This window comes from Streptomyces hyaluromycini (genome assembly GCF_002217755.1).
Classification (GTDB): Bacteria; Actinomycetota; Actinomycetes; order Streptomycetales; family Streptomycetaceae; genus Streptomyces; species Streptomyces hyaluromycini.
On the sequence record NZ_BCFL01000023.1, the window covers coordinates 402,709 to 416,020 of the forward strand.

Consider the following 13,312-nt stretch of genomic DNA (forward strand, 5'->3'; position numbering starts at 1 on the left):
CGCCTCCGCGCAGTCCGTGGTGCCGTGTGCTGTCCGGTCCGGGCCGGGCCGTGCTCCGTCGTCGGGTGGTGCGTACGGTGCCGGAGTGTTCGCCCGGGGTACCCGGTGGCGGTCCGGTCACCCGTCCGCGCCGGACCTCCCGCCCCACAGCCGGTACGGCCTGCCGCCGCACACCCGGTAGGCGGCACCGCAGCAGGCGGCCGCGATCAGCATCCCGCCCGCGACCAGCGCCGGTACGGACGTGTTGTAGGCGCCCCCGTCCCCTGCCTCCACCCCGTGCTGCACTCCCGTCACCGCACAGGAGCCGTCACCGCCGTGCGCCCCGCCGCACTCCTGCCGGTCGCCGCCACCGCACGACTGCTGTCCCCCGGCGCAGGGCCGCTCGCCGTTCCCCCGGGGGACGTCACCGCCCTCGCCCCGAGGATCCACGGCATGCCCGTCACCGCGGGCGGCCGAGCCGTCGTCACCACGGGGGGTCATTCCGTCGTCCCCACGCGGGGCGCCTCCGTCGTCCCCGCGGACAGCCGTGCCCTCGTCACCGCGAGGAGCCGTGCCCTCGTCACCGCGGGAGGCCGCACCGACGTCCCCGCGCGGGGCGCCTCCGTCGTCCCCGCGGACAGCCGTGCCCTCGTCACCGCGAGGAGCCGTGCCCTCGTCACCGCGGGGGGTCATTCCGTCGTCCCCGCGCGGGGCGCCTCCGTCGTCCCCACGGGCCGCCGTGCCCTCGTCACCGCGAGTGAACATGCCGTCGTCGCCGCGCGAGTCCGTTCCGTAGTCCCCGACCCCGCCGGTGACCGTGCCGTCGTCGCCGTGAGCGACCGTTCCTCCGTCCCCCTGGGACGCCGTGCCCCCGCCGACCTGCGGCATGGCGCCACCGCCGCCCTGCAGAACCGTGCCGACGTCGCTCACCGAAGCCGCGCCGCCGCCGCCCACCGAAGCCGCGCCGCCGCCCACCGAAGCGGTGCCGCCGCCCGTGAAAGCCGTGCCGCTGTCGCCCACGGGAGCCGTGCCGGCGTCGTCCCGGGCGACCGCCAGGTGCGTGCTCCAGGGGCGCGCCCGCGCTCCGCTCGCCGCCGGGCAGGTCCCGTCGACGGTCCGGGTGCCGGCGCGCCCGTCACCCGCCGCGGCCCCGGCCACGTCACCCGCCGCCGCGTCCCCCTCCGTGTAACTCGCTGGTTTGTCCCCGGAGACGACCTGCGCGGTGCCCCGGTAGACGAGCCCGCCGCCCTGGTCGACCCTGGCCAGCCGCACGGTGCGCCCGGCGAACGCCGACGACGTGGCGTCGATGGCCGAGGGGGCCTGCCCAGCGCCCCGCCCGTCGGCCTTGTCGCAGGTCACGGAGACGATGACGGTGGCGCCGGGCCGGGCGCTGCCGGGGCTGACCTCGGCGGCGGGGCCAGCGGCCGCGACGGCCGTACCGGTGGCGCCGAACGCGGCACCCGTCAGGACGGCGACGGACAGGGCGCGAACGGTGCGGCGCATGGGCGGAGCTCCTTGCACGGACGACTCGGAGGCACGGGGCCCGTACCCCCGCAGCCATCACAGCCCGCCCCACGCCCCGCCGCGCGCGGCCGGACCCCATTCGCAGGACATGCGCCCTCTTTCGAGTGACGCCATGGTTCGGGTCCGGTGAGGCGGGAACCGCGCCGGGCAAGGCGGAGACCACCACCGGCGGACGAGATGGTCGGCGAGACGTCGGCGGAGTCGTTCGGTGCTGCGGTGCTTGCTCCGGTACTGCGGCCTCAGCTCGCGGAGGCGCCCGGCGCGGCCGTCTCGGCGCAGTTCCGCTCGCGGGCGCCCTCCCGGGTCCGGCCGGCGGCGACGAGACGGCGCGGATGACGTCGCAGGTACTCGCCCTCCAGCTGGGCCATGCGCTCGTTGTGGGCCCGCAGCGCGTCGTTCGAGCCGTACAGCAGGGTGTCGTGGCGCGTCCGGTGGATGGTCTCCAGCTCCTTCATGAGCTGCTGGTCGTCCAGCCGGCTGGGGTCGACTCCGGTCATGGTGGTACCCCGCTCGTCGTGTGGGTCCCGGCGGTCCGGATTCCTGCCTCCACTGTACGAACATCCGGGCGTACGGGCCTCCCTACGAGGCCTCGCTGCCGCGCCTGTCTACCGCGCCCGCTCCACCCGGCGCTCGTCCCACACCGGCTCCGGGGTCTCACGGACCCGGCCGTCGCTGCCGAAGACCAGGTAGCGGTCGAAGGAGCGGGCGAACCAGCGGTCGTGGGTGACGGCGAGCACCGTGCCGTCGAACGCCTCCAGACCCTCCTGGAGGGCCTCGGCGGACTCCAGGTCGAGGTTGTCGGTCGGCTCGTCCAGGAGCAGTGCTGTCACGCCCTGCAGTTCCAGCAGGAGGATCTGGAACCGGGCCTGCTGGCCGCCCGACAGCCGATCGAAGTTCTGTTCGGACTGCTGGGTGAGTTCGTAGCGGCGCAGCCGGGACATCGCCGCGCCGCGGTCCTGGGAGTGCTCCGTCCACAGGATGTCCAGCAGCGTGCGGCCCTCCAGTTCGGGGTGGGCGTGGGTCTGCGCGAAGTGCCCGGGCACCACCCGCGCGCCCAGCTTCCACGCCCCCGTGTGCGCCACGTCCTCGCCGGCCAGCAGCCGCAGGAAGTGCGACTTGCCGGAGCCGTTGGAGCCGAGGACGGCGACCCGTTCGCCGTAGAAGACCTCCAGGTCGAAGGGTTTCATCAGGCCGGTGAGTTCGAGCTGCGCGCAGGTGACGGCGCGTACGCCGGTACGGCCGCCCTTGATGCGCATCCTGATGTCCTGCTCGCGCGGCGGCTCGGGCGGCGGGCCGGCCTCCTCGAACTTGCGCAGGCGGGTCTGGGCGGCCGCGTACCGGGACGCCAGCTCGTGGGAGATGGAGGCGGCCTGACGGAGACTCAGCACCAGTTTCTTCAGCTGGGCGTGCTTCTCGTCCCAGCGGCGGCGCAACTCCTCGAAGCGGGCGAAGCGTTCGCGCCGGGCCTCGTGGTAGGTGGCGAAGCCGCCGCCGTGCACCCAGGCGTCGGCGCCGGTCGGCGAGGGCTCCACGGAGATGATCTTCTCGGCGGAGCGGGCGAGGAGTTCGCGGTCGTGGGAGACGAACAGGACCGTCTTGCGGGTCTCCTTCAGCTGCTGTTCCAGCCAGCGTTTGCCGGGCACGTCCAGGTAGTTGTCCGGCTCGTCGAGCAGCAGCACCTGGTCGGTGCCCCGGAACAGCGCCTCCAGCACCAGCCTCTTCTGCTCACCGCCGGAGAGGGTGCGCACCTGCCGCCACTGGGCCTTCTCGTACGGCACCCCGAGCGCGGCCGTGGTGCACATGTCCCAGAGGGTCTCGTGCTCGTACCCGCGCACCTCGGCCCAGTCGGCGAGGGCCTGCGCGTACCGCAGCTGGGCCGCCTCGTCGTCGACGGTCATGATGCCGTGCTCGGCCCGGTCGACGGTCTGCGCGGCCTCCCGGATCCCGGGCGGTGCGACGGACACCAGCAGGTCACGCACGGTCGTCTCGTCCCGTACGGAACCCACGAACTGGCGCATCACCCCGAGACCGCCGCTCACGGTCACCGTCCCGCCGTGCGGTTTCAGCTCGCCGGAGATCAGCCGCAGGAGGGTGGTCTTGCCGGCGCCGTTGGGTCCGACGAGGGCGACGACGGCCCCCTCGCCCACCCGGAACGACACATCGCCGAGCAGCGCCCTCCCGTCGGGGAGGTAGTACTCGAGATGCGCGGCTTCCAGATGTCCCATGGTCAGGGATTCTGCGGGGCGCCCCCGACCTGGGGCAAACCGTTATCTGCCCGACGTCTTCGGCCGCGGGCCCGGTGCGGGCTGGTCGCGCAGTTCCCCGCGCCCCTGTAGGGGCGCCACCGCAACGCGCCCCAAAGGGGCGCGGGGAACTGCGCGAGCAACCACGACGCACCCGCAGCCGAACACGTCGGCGCCCCTACTCCGCGGCGGACTCCAACGGCTGCCCCGCAGGCTCCACCACCGCCCCCTCCCAGGACACGGCCTTCCAGCCGTCGGCCGGGGAGCCCTCCAGGATCACCACGCCCGTGTTCTCGAGGGGGCGGGAGGCCGCATAGGGGACGTCGACGTTGCCGGCGCGGGCCGCCGTCCAGAGGCGGATCGCGGCGCCGTGGCTGATCACGGCGACCGTCCCGGCGCCGCTCGCGGCGGCCTCGGCGATCACGGCGTCGTAGCGGCCCAGGACCTCGTCCCCGGTCTCCCCGCCGGGCATGCGCAGCGCGGTGTCCCCGGCCGCCCAGGCGAACACGGTCCGCATGTACTCCTCGCCCCGCTCGGAGTAGCCGGGCAGCAGCTCCAGGTCGCCGGCGGAGACCTCCCGGATGCCGTCGCGGACGACCGGGTCGAGACCGCGGGCGGCGGCCAGCGGGGCGGCGGTGAGCTGGGTGCGGATGAGGGTGGAGACGTAGAGGGCCGCGATGTCCTCGCCGGCGAGAGCCCCGGGGAGGGCCTCCGCCTGCTGCTCGCCGAGGTCGGTCAGACCGGGACCCGGTACCGCGGTGTCGAGCAGGAAGTCGACGTTGGTCGGGGTCTGCCCGTGACGTATGAGGAGCAGGCGCATCCAGGGTTCCTCTCACTCGACCGCACCGCGTGCCGGCAGGAAAGTGCCACTTCAGGGTAACCGCACCCGCATGAGCCCAGACGTCGACCTCACCGTCCCGAAGCCCGGCCGGCACGCGCTGCGCGACCGGTTGCTCGCCCTCGACTGCCGGCTGTTCGAGACGGCCGCCGCACGGAACTGGCCGTTCGCCGAGCCGGTGCTGCCCCGGCTGAGCCGGAGCGCCAACCACGGAGTGCTGTGGTTCGCGGCGGCGGCCGCGGTGGCCGCGTCCCGCACGCCCCGGGCCCGCCGGGCCGCCGCCCGCGGCCTGGCCTCGCTCGGCCTGGCCTCCCTGACCATCAACACCCTCGGCAAGCGCTCGGTGCGCCGCCCCCGCCCGCTGCTCGACCCGGTGCCCGCGGTACGGCACCTGAAGCGGCAGCCGATCACCACCTCGTTCCCCTCCGGGCACGCCGCGTCGGCGGCCGCCTTCGCGACCGGGGTCGCCCTGGAGTCCCCGGCATGGGGCGCGGTGGTGGCGCCGGTGGCGTTCTCCGTCGCCGTGTCCCGGGTGTACACGGGCGTGCACTTCCCGAGCGACGTGCTCGCGGGTGCGGCGCTGGGCGCCGGCGCCGCGTTCGCCGTACGAGCGCTGGTGCCGACCCGGGCACAGACCGGCCCGCCGCCCCGACCGCGCGCCCAGGCCCCGGCGCTGCCCGGCGGGGCCGGTCTGGTGGTGGTGGCCAACCGGGCCTCCGGCAGCGCCGACCGGATACGGGTGCTGCGCCACGAGTTGCCGGAGGCGGAGCTGGTGGAGTGCGAACCGGACGAGGTGAAGGCCGAGTTGGCGAAGGCGGCGGCGCGGGCGCGGGCGCTCGGGGTGTGCGGCGGCGACGGCACCGTGAACGCGGCGGCCCGTATCGCCCTGCGCCACGGGCTGCCGCTCGCGGTGCTGCCCGGCGGCACCCTCAACCACTTCGCCCACGACCTGAGTGTGGAGGACGGCCGGGACCTCGGCCGGGCGGTGCGCGAGGGCGAGGCGGTCCGGGTGGACGTCGGCCGCTTCACCTCCGGCGACCGGGAGGGCGTCTTCCTCAACACGCTGAGCCTGGGCGTCTATCCGGAGCTGGTCCGGGAGCGGGAACGCTGGTCGCACCGCATCGGCGCCTGGCCCGCCGAGGTGCTGGCCGTGCTGCGCGTGCTGCGCACGGACCGGCATCCGCTCCGGGTCGAACTGCGGGGCGAGACCCACCCGTTGTGGCTGCTGTTCGTCGGCAACTGCCTCTACCACCGACTGGCTCTGACCCCGGGCCGCCGCACCGACCTGGCGGACGGGCAGCTCGACGTACGCGTGGTGCACGGCGGCCGGCACCCCACGCTCCGCCTGCTCTCAGCCGCCCTCGCCGGCCCGCTCACCCGATCCCCCGCCCACGCCGAGGCCCGGGTGAGCCGGCTGCGCCTGACCGGCATCGCGGCCGGCACACCGCTCGCGTACGACGGCGAAGTCACCGATGTGGCGGGCGAGATGACCGTGGAGAAGCTGCCGGAGGCACTGACCGTGTACCGGCCGCTGCCCTGACACGCCGAACCCTTCATGACGAACCGTCAGTCCATATCGCAAAACGCGGGTCTCATCATTCGGCACGCGGGCGTAGCGTTGCGGATACCGCGAGGCGGGGTCGTCCGGCCCCGTCCGCCGGTGTGACGCGAAGGGGTCGAGCCATGTCGAAGCCGCAGGAGACCGCTGTCTACACGCACGGGCACCACGAGTCGGTGCTCCGTTCCCACACCTCGCGAACCGTCGCCAACTCGGCCGCGTATCTGGCGGGTTCGCTCAAGCCCCACATGAAGATCCTGGACATCGGCTGCGGCCCCGGCACCATCACCGCCGACCTGGCCGCGCTGGTGCCCGACGGCCATGTCACCGGCGTCGACCACGCGCCGGGCATCCTGGAGCAGGCCCGGGCGACCGCCGCCGGGCGCGGACTGACGAATGTGGACTTCGCGGTCGCCGACGTCCACGCGCTGGACTACCCGGACGACACGTTCTGCGTGGTCCACGCCCACCAGGTGCTCCAGCACGTGGGCGACCCGGTGCAGGCGCTGCGCGAGATGCGCCGGGTCACCAAGCCCGGCGGCTTCATCGCCGCACGCGACGGGGACTACGCGGCGATGACCTGGTATCCGGCGGTGCCGGGGCTGGACGACTGGCTGGAGCTGTACCGGCGGGTGGCCCGCGCCAACGGGGGCGAGCCGGACGCCGGGCGGCGGCTGAGGTCATGGGCACTGACGGCGGGACTCACCGACATCACGGCCACCTCCGGCACCTGGACGTACAGCACGGCCGAGGAGCGGGCCTGGTGGGGCGGGCTGTGGGCGGACCGCACGGTCGCCTCGTCCTACGCCGGGCTGGCCGTCGCGGGCGGCCACGCGACCACGGAGCAGCTGGAGGCGATCGCGGCGGCCTGGCGGGAGTGGGCGGGGCAGGAGGACGGCTGGTTCGCCGTACTGCACGGAGAAATTCTCTGCCGCAAGTGAGCCTGATCCGCGGATTTCGGGAAACCAGCTTTGCAGGAGGTTCACACCATGGTTCCCATCCTGCTGGTACTGCTTCTGGTGCTGATTCTCTTCGGTGCCGGATTCGCAGTGAAACTGCTCTGGTGGATCGCGCTCGTCATGCTCGTGCTGTGGCTCCTCGGATTCCTGGTGCGCGGCACGACCGGCGCCGGCGGCAGGGGCCGCTGGTACCGGTGGTGACACCACCGGCCGACGGGGCCGGAATCAGCCACGCGCGGCCGGCCCCGTCGGCTCGGCGGTCGGTTCCGTGAAGGAATAGGCCGCCCACGGCCCGCTGAGCTCCACCCGTATTTCCGGTGCCATGTCCTTCGTGCGGTCGAGCAGTTCGACGAATTCCTCGGAATCCGCGCGCGGCACCAGATAGGCAGCGTCGAGCAGTCTCTGTACGGACGTCCCGAAAAGCCTGGAATCCTCGGCGCGCCCGGAAAGCCGCTCGTGCAGAATACGGGCGAATTCCTCGCCGGCCCGCGCCGCCTTCTCGGGCGGGTCGACGGGGCTGTACACCCGCACACCCCACTCGACCCGTCCTTCGAGCCGGTCGAGGGTCTGCAGGAAGTAGGTCTCGCGGGCCTCCATCATGGTCCGGACGCCGCTGTCGTCCCGGAAGACCGTGGCCGGCCCGAGCGGCAGCGGTGTGGTGACCGTGGTGAGCGCGTCGATCACGCCCTGGTGGGCACGGGCGGTCGCGGCCAGCCACTCCGGGTCCTCCAGATGGTCCCGCAGCGGCTCGTCGGCGAAGTCCCCCTCCGGGACGGTGCTGACGACGGCGACCAGGCCATGGTGTCTGAGGAGTCCCGGCGGGGCGCCGGCCACGCCGGTGAGCTGGGCCTGCAGGGCCGCCGCGAACGGACGGCAGACGGCGTACACGTACCGGAGTCCGCCCTGTGCTGTCATCTGTCCTCCTCCTGACCCTTCCTCCTGACCCTTCTCCCGGGCCTTCTCCTGACCCTTCTCCCGGCCCTCCTCATAGTCTCCGCCCGGCACCGAGCGCGGCCGGAGTCCGCGGCTCAGCGCACGACCGCCTCCCCGACCAGCAGCCGCCCGGCCGACGCGATCGCATCGGCGTCGATCCCGGCGGCGTGCAGCTGCTGATCGGGCGCGGCCGAACCCGGCATGGTGCGCACGCCGAGCCGGACCAGCCGCGGTACGGGCCTGCCGTCGGCGAACGCCTCCGCGACCGCGTCGCCGAGCCCGCCCTCCTCGTGGTGGTCCTCGACGGTGAGCAGACAACCGGTCTCCTCGGCGGCGCGGCGCAGCGTCCGCCGGTCGACGGGCTTGACGGAGTACAGGTCGACGACCCGGATCCGGATGCCGTCCTCGGCGAGCAGGTCGGCGGCCTTCAGCGCCTCGTGCAGGGTGACCCCGGCGGCGACCACGGTCAGCCGGTCCTCCTCGGAGGAGCGCAGCACCTTGCTGCCGCCCACCGGGAACTCCTCGTCCGGGCCGTAGATCACCGGGCTCGCGCCGCGCGAGGTGCGCAGATAGCGGATGCCGTCGAGCCCGGCCATGGCCGCGACGAGCTTGGCGGTCTGGTTGGCGTCGCACGGATAGAGCACGGTCGAGCCGTACACCGCGCGGAACATCGCCAGGTCCTCCAGGCCCATCTGGGACGGCCCGTCCTGCCCGATGGCCACGCCCGCGTGCGAGCCGACCAGGTTGATCCCGCTGCCGCTGACGGCGGCCATGCGGACGAAGTCGTAGGCCCGGGTGAGGAAGGCGGCGAAGGTGGCGGCGTACGGCACCCAGCCTCGGGTGGCCATGCCGACGGCGGCGGCCACGAGTTGCTGTTCGGCGATGTAGAACTCGAAGTAGCGGTCGGGGTGTTCCTTGCCGAAGAGCTCGGTGCGGGTGGAGTCGCCGACCTCGCCGTCCAGCGCGACGACGTCGGCGCGGGCGTGGCCGAGCGCGACGAGCGCCTTCCCGAAGGCATCGCGGGTGGGGACCTCGTCCCCCCTGTCGTAGCGCGGCAGTTCGATCGGCCCCGTGGGCACGGAGTGCAGCGCACGGGCCGCCGGCGGCTCCTGCACATGAACGTACAGGTCCCGTACCCCGCCGAGTTCGGCGATGGCCTCCTCGGCGTGCGGCAGCGGCTTGCCGTGCATGCCCTCGCGGTCCTCGACGGCGGCGACGCCCCTGCCCTTGCGGGTGCGGGCGAGGATCACGGTGGGCTGTCCGGCGGTGGCCTCGGCCTCGCCGCAGGCGCGGTCGACGGCGTCCACGTCGTGCCCGTCGATCTCCACGGTGTGCCAGCCGAAGGCCTGGAAGCGGCGGGCGTAGGCGGAGAGGTCGTGGCCGTGCCGGGTGGGTCCGCGCTGGCCGAGCCGGTTGACGTCCACGATCGCGGTGAGGTTGTCCAGGTGCTCGTACCCGGCGTGCTCGACGGCCTCCCACACGGAGCCCTCCGCCAGCTCGCTGTCCCCGCACAGCACCCAGACCCGGTAGCGGCCGTGCTCCAGCCGCTTCCCGGACAGCGCGATGCCGACACCGACCGGCAGGCCCTGGCCGAGGGAGCCGGTGGCGGTCTCCACCCACGGCAGCCGGCGCGGGGTCGGGTGCCCCTCCAGATGGCTGCCGAGCTGCCGGAAGGTGAGCAGTTCGGCGTCGTCGATGGCACCGGCCGCCTTGTAGGCGGCGTACAGCAGCGGGGAGGCGTGGCCCTTGGAGAGGACGAAGCGGTCGTTTCCGGGGTGGTCGGGCCGCTCGAAGTCGTAGCGCAGATGGCGGGCGAGCAGGACCGCCATCAGATCGGCGGCGGACATCGACGAGGTGGGATGCCCGGACTCGGCCGCGGCGGCCGCCCGCACGCTGTCCACGCGCAACTGCTGGGCGAGTTCGACGAGTTCGGCGGTGTTCATGGGGCTCCTTCCGGGGGACGGTCCGTGCCGGATCGGGGCCACCGGGGCGGCCGGTGGGGTCGGCAGGGCGATCTCGGTGCGGTCACGTTCCGGGGTCGACGCCTCACGGTGCGCCTCCAAAGACACGGCGAGATCCAGGCCGTACCAGGTAACCCTAGGCGGGGCCCTCAAACCCCGCGCGTCGAAGCGCCCCCGCGCAAGCGCACCCCTGCGCGAGCGCGCCCCACGCAAGCGCGCCCCAAGGGGCGCGGGGAACTGCGCGACCAGCCCCCACCGGCCCGCAGCTGGCAGCGACATCCTGGGCCCACCCAACCGACCCGGAAAAGCCGTACCAGGAGATCACCGGAGGTGACGCCATCCCGGCCCGCGGCAACTAGGCTCGCGGGCATGGAGATTCTGGGCGCCTCCCTGCGCATCTGCGTCGACGACATCGAAACCGCGATCCCGTTCTACGAACGCCTCTCCGGCGGCAGAGCCCAACGTTTCGAGCGTGGCGGCGTCCAGGTCGCCGCGGTCGGCTCCTTCCTTCTGATGAGCGGACCCGAGGCGGAGCTGGAGGTGCTGCGCAAGGTGGCCGCGACGATCGCGGTGAAGGACGTCGACGCGGCCCGCCGGCTGCTGGACGACCTCGGCGCCCGGATCATCGCGGGGCCGGTGGCCACGCCCGCCGGCCGCAATCTGATCGCGATGCACCCGGACGGCTCGGTGTTCGAGTACGTCGACCAGCACCAGGACTGATCAAAGGCCCTGCGGCCGCATCCGGAAGTCGTACCGGGCGGGCAGCGGCTCGTCACCGAGCCGCGCCCACAGCCGGCCGATCACCTCCGACCCCTCGCGCAGGTCGGCGACCTCGAACCCGGCGTCGAACACGGCCCGGGCCGCCGTCCGCCGGCCCTCCGCGAGGAGCAGCTCCGCCTCCAGGAGCCGGAAGCGGCCGCGCTCCCGGGTCGCGGGCAGCAGCGCCTCCCACACGGCGCGGGCGTCCGCGGCCCGCCGTACCCGCAGCAGTGCCTCGACGGCCTCGCGGCCGAGCGCCGCGCAGGCCGCGGTCCACGCCTCGCCGTCGTCGGTGGGGGTACCTCCCACGCCCTTCAGGCAGTGGGGGAGCTCCCGGCACAGGTCGTCGAAGGCGTCCGCGTACCGCTCGGCGGCCCGCTCGTGCTGCCCGTACTCCTGGTCGGCGACGGCGAGACAGCGCAGCAGCGGCCACAGGGACGGGGCGAGGGGCAGGGCCCGTTCCCAGCTGCGGACGGCCTGGGCGCGGTCGCCGGCGTGCCACTGGGCGACGCCGAGGTGGTACTCGGTGTGCGGGGTGGCGGGGGCCGTCTCCAGCATGTCCCGCCAGTGCGGGGCGACCAGGGTCGGTCCGGGCGGCCGTACCCGGCGGGGTTCGGGCAGCGTGCCGGTGCGCAGCAGCTCCCGCCAGGGAGCCTGTTCCTCGGTCAGCGTCGGCTCGGCGAACGGAGTGCCGGGCAGCTTCCAGTCGGCGCGCAGCACTTCGAGGGCGCCCCAGCCGGAGCCGGTGGCGAGGAGTTCGCCGGGTTCGGTGTCGGCGTACGGCTTCCAGGCGGCGTGGGCGGCGTCGAACTCGGCGCGCGGCAGGGCGAGTTCGAGTCGATCCTCGGTGTCCTGCGGTGCTGCCGACAGCGGGCCGTAGGCCTCCAGCCAGGAGACCTCGCTCTCCGCGTCGAGGCGGACGTGTTCGAGCTGGGTGCGGGCCAGCCCGGCCTGGATCTCGCGGTAGCCGCCGGTGCCGGGTCCGCCGAGCCACTCCTGCCAGCGCCGGCCACCGGGTCCCGAGCCCCACACGAACTGTTTCCGGCCGCGCAGTTCGTCGGTGGAGGTCTGCACCAGGCCGTGGCCTTCGGCGTCGAGTGCGGCGATCCAGCGGCGCCGCCCGTCCTGGATGTCGTAGAACCAGTCGGCCGGGTAGGGGTGTCGGGCGCCGTGCGCCGGAACGGGCACCCGGTGCAGTCGGCGCTCGGGCCCGAACTCCCAGGCCTCCTCGGCCGGGACGACGATCCGGCGGTCCTCCGGTACGGCCGTGTTGGACCACCAGTAGAGCGGCACCGGGTGTTCGTGCGGGTTGCGGACACGGACACCTGCGTACAGGAAGTCGGAGCCGTCCGGCAGCCACAGGTCGACCTGGAAGGGCAGGTCGCGCAGCCGTTCCCACTCCCACAGCCGGAGCATCTCCCCGCCGTCGGGGGCGGGGACGCGGGCCGCGTGGAGCGGGGCGCAGGAGAGGGTGGTGTGGCCGGTGGCGCCGATGTTCCACTCGATGCCGCCGGCGTACCAGGCGCCGTTGAGGGCGAGGTTGGCGGGCTGGAACACCGGGGTGCGGTGGAGGAGTTCGCGGCCGGTGGGCAGGTGGACGAGGGAGGCGACGCGGCCGCCGAGGCCGGGCAGGACGGTGGCGCGCAGCCGGTCGTTCTCGATCACGAGGGCGTCGAGCTCACGGGGCGTGCGGGCTCTGCCGTAGCCGTCGCGGACCCGTACCGGGAGGAGGCTGCGCAGCGGTTCCCAGCCGAGCTGGCGGGCCATGTCCCGCGGCAGGTCCTCCCGGTCGCGCTCGTCGACGTGGTGGATCTCTTCCAGGGGGCGGAGCGGCGGCAGCGGGTTGTCCGGGCCCAACTCCGCCGCGGGCAGGGTCAGTACCTCACGTCGGATCCTCGTCACGATCACCATGGAACCCGGCACCGGGTGAGCTGGCCAGGGGAGCTGCCGGTCAGGATTGCGCAAAGGTCGGGCGGTGCAGAGGTCAGCCGGTGGTCCGCATCTCCGCCGTGATCGCCCAGCGTTCGTGGTCCCGCCAGGCCCCGTCGATGTAGATCATGTTCGGTGAGAAGCCCTCCAGCCGGAACCCGGCACCGCGGGCGAGCGCGATGGACGCGGCGTTGCCGGGCTGGGCGTTGATCTCCAGCCGGTGCAGCCGCATCGGCCCGAAGGCGTAGTCCACGACCAGGCCCATCGCCTCGCGCATCAGCCCGCGCCCGGCGGCGTGCGCGAACACGCCGTAGCCGAGCGCACCGCACTGGAAGCCGCCCTCGACGATGTTGTTGATGTTGATGAACCCGGCGATCGTCCCGTCGTGCTCCCCGGCCCCCTTCTCGCAGACCAGGAACCCGGCCTTGCTGCGGTCCTCGATCAGCCGTCCCGCGTAGCCGGCGTAGGCCGCGTCCGTGGTGGGCGGGAACAGCCAGGGCTGGTGGAGGTCCTTGCTCTCCCGGGCCCGGGCGATGAACTCGGCTCCGTCCTCGTAGGTGAAGTGGCGGATGCCCACGCGGGGGCCCTCGGCGAGATAGTGGGAAGCGGTGTGCGGCATCCCGTCACCC

General features: G+C 73.7%; 12 protein-coding genes. 4 read left to right on the plus strand and 8 right to left on the minus strand.

Annotated elements, in window-relative coordinates:
* Positions 1 to 117 precede the first annotated feature (117 nt).
* The 4 genes from SSP29_RS30690 to SSP29_RS30705 all read right to left on the minus strand — a co-directional run bounded on the left by SSP29_RS30690 (position 118) and on the right by SSP29_RS30705 (position 4,566).
* The gene (locus tag SSP29_RS30690) at positions 118 to 1,482 is read right to left on the minus strand and encodes a hypothetical protein (protein ID WP_089104086.1); all 1,365 of its coding nucleotides are present in this window, start codon (positions 1,480 to 1,482) and stop codon (positions 118 to 120) included.
* Positions 1,483 to 1,742: 260 nt separating this feature from the next.
* Positions 1,743 to 2,000, minus strand: coding sequence for a DUF6158 family protein (locus tag SSP29_RS30695; protein WP_089104087.1), 258 nt, complete (start codon positions 1,998 to 2,000; stop codon positions 1,743 to 1,745).
* A gap of 108 nt (positions 2,001 to 2,108) precedes the next feature.
* A complete protein-coding gene (locus SSP29_RS30700) occupies positions 2,109 to 3,728 on the minus strand; it encodes an ABC-F family ATP-binding cassette domain-containing protein (RefSeq protein ID WP_089104088.1) in 1,620 nt (539 codons plus the stop codon).
* 196 nt (positions 3,729 to 3,924) lie between these two features.
* Positions 3,925 to 4,566, minus strand: a complete 642-nt coding sequence (locus tag SSP29_RS30705) for a histidine phosphatase family protein (protein WP_089104089.1) — start codon at positions 4,564 to 4,566, stop codon at positions 3,925 to 3,927.
* 70 nt (positions 4,567 to 4,636) lie between these two features.
* Here SSP29_RS30705 and SSP29_RS30710 point away from each other — a divergent pair, with 70 nt between their 5' ends.
* The 3 genes from SSP29_RS30710 (at position 4,637) to SSP29_RS30720 (ending at position 7,302) form a co-directional block, all read left to right on the plus strand.
* Positions 4,637 to 6,124: a bifunctional phosphatase PAP2/diacylglycerol kinase family protein gene (locus SSP29_RS30710; protein WP_089104090.1), complete on the plus strand. Its 1,488-nt coding sequence runs from the start codon at positions 4,637 to 4,639 to the stop codon at positions 6,122 to 6,124.
* A 143-nt stretch (positions 6,125 to 6,267) separates the two neighbouring features.
* The gene (locus tag SSP29_RS30715) at positions 6,268 to 7,083 is read left to right on the plus strand and encodes a class I SAM-dependent methyltransferase (RefSeq protein ID WP_089104091.1); all 816 of its coding nucleotides are present in this window, start codon (positions 6,268 to 6,270) and stop codon (positions 7,081 to 7,083) included.
* Positions 7,084 to 7,131: 48 nt separating this feature from the next.
* Positions 7,132 to 7,302 (plus strand): hydrophobic protein, encoded by a 171-nt coding sequence (locus SSP29_RS30720; RefSeq protein WP_089104092.1) that lies wholly within the window; start codon positions 7,132 to 7,134, stop codon positions 7,300 to 7,302.
* Between the two features lie 24 nt (positions 7,303 to 7,326).
* Here SSP29_RS30720 and SSP29_RS30725 read toward each other — a convergent pair whose 3' ends face one another.
* Both SSP29_RS30725 and SSP29_RS30730 read right to left on the minus strand, forming a co-directional pair.
* Positions 7,327 to 8,016 carry a GvpL/GvpF family gas vesicle protein gene (locus SSP29_RS30725; protein WP_089104093.1) on the minus strand — a complete coding sequence of 230 codons (690 nt, stop codon included), beginning with the start codon at positions 8,014 to 8,016 and terminating at the stop codon, positions 7,327 to 7,329.
* A gap of 113 nt (positions 8,017 to 8,129) precedes the next feature.
* Entirely contained in the window at positions 8,130 to 9,977 is a 1,848-nt protein-coding gene (locus tag SSP29_RS30730; protein ID WP_089104148.1) for a transketolase, read from the minus strand.
* Positions 9,978 to 10,364: 387 nt separating this feature from the next.
* Here SSP29_RS30730 and SSP29_RS30735 point away from each other — a divergent pair, with 387 nt between their 5' ends.
* Positions 10,365 to 10,715 (plus strand): VOC family protein, encoded by a 351-nt coding sequence (locus tag SSP29_RS30735; RefSeq protein ID WP_089104094.1) that lies wholly within the window; start codon positions 10,365 to 10,367, stop codon positions 10,713 to 10,715.
* Here SSP29_RS30735 and SSP29_RS30740 read toward each other — a convergent pair whose 3' ends face one another.
* Positions 10,716 to 12,665 (minus strand): DUF5107 domain-containing protein, encoded by a 1,950-nt coding sequence (locus SSP29_RS30740; RefSeq protein ID WP_089104095.1) that lies wholly within the window; start codon positions 12,663 to 12,665, stop codon positions 10,716 to 10,718.
* A 73-nt stretch (positions 12,666 to 12,738) separates the two neighbouring features.
* Entirely contained in the window at positions 12,739 to 13,302 is a 564-nt protein-coding gene (locus SSP29_RS30745; protein ID WP_089104096.1) for a GNAT family N-acetyltransferase, read from the minus strand.
* Between the last annotated feature and the right edge of the window lie 10 nt (positions 13,303 to 13,312).

Excerpts from the sequence above, each read along its gene's own strand:
- SSP29_RS30690 (WP_089104086.1), bottom strand. The coding sequence starts at position 1,482 with ATGCGCCGCACCGTTCGCGCCCTGTCCGTCGCCGTCCTGACGGGTGCC.
- SSP29_RS30695 (WP_089104087.1), bottom strand. The coding sequence starts at position 2,000 with ATGACCGGAGTCGACCCCAGCCGGCTGGACGACCAGCAGCTCATGAAG.
- SSP29_RS30700 (WP_089104088.1), bottom strand. The coding sequence starts at position 3,728 with ATGGGACATCTGGAAGCCGCGCATCTCGAGTACTACCTCCCCGACGGG.
- SSP29_RS30705 (WP_089104089.1), bottom strand. The coding sequence starts at position 4,566 with ATGCGCCTGCTCCTCATACGTCACGGGCAGACCCCGACCAACGTCGAC.
- SSP29_RS30710 (WP_089104090.1), top strand. The coding sequence starts at position 4,637 with ATGAGCCCAGACGTCGACCTCACCGTCCCGAAGCCCGGCCGGCACGCG.
- SSP29_RS30715 (WP_089104091.1), top strand. The coding sequence starts at position 6,268 with ATGTCGAAGCCGCAGGAGACCGCTGTCTACACGCACGGGCACCACGAG.
- SSP29_RS30720 (WP_089104092.1), top strand. The coding sequence starts at position 7,132 with ATGGTTCCCATCCTGCTGGTACTGCTTCTGGTGCTGATTCTCTTCGGT.
- SSP29_RS30725 (WP_089104093.1), bottom strand. The coding sequence starts at position 8,016 with ATGACAGCACAGGGCGGACTCCGGTACGTGTACGCCGTCTGCCGTCCG.
- SSP29_RS30730 (WP_089104148.1), bottom strand. The coding sequence starts at position 9,977 with ATGAACACCGCCGAACTCGTCGAACTCGCCCAGCAGTTGCGCGTGGAC.
- SSP29_RS30735 (WP_089104094.1), top strand. The coding sequence starts at position 10,365 with ATGGAGATTCTGGGCGCCTCCCTGCGCATCTGCGTCGACGACATCGAA.
- SSP29_RS30740 (WP_089104095.1), bottom strand. The coding sequence starts at position 12,665 with ATGGTGATCGTGACGAGGATCCGACGTGAGGTACTGACCCTGCCCGCG.
- SSP29_RS30745 (WP_089104096.1), bottom strand. The coding sequence starts at position 13,302 with ATGCCGCACACCGCTTCCCACTATCTCGCCGAGGGCCCCCGCGTGGGC.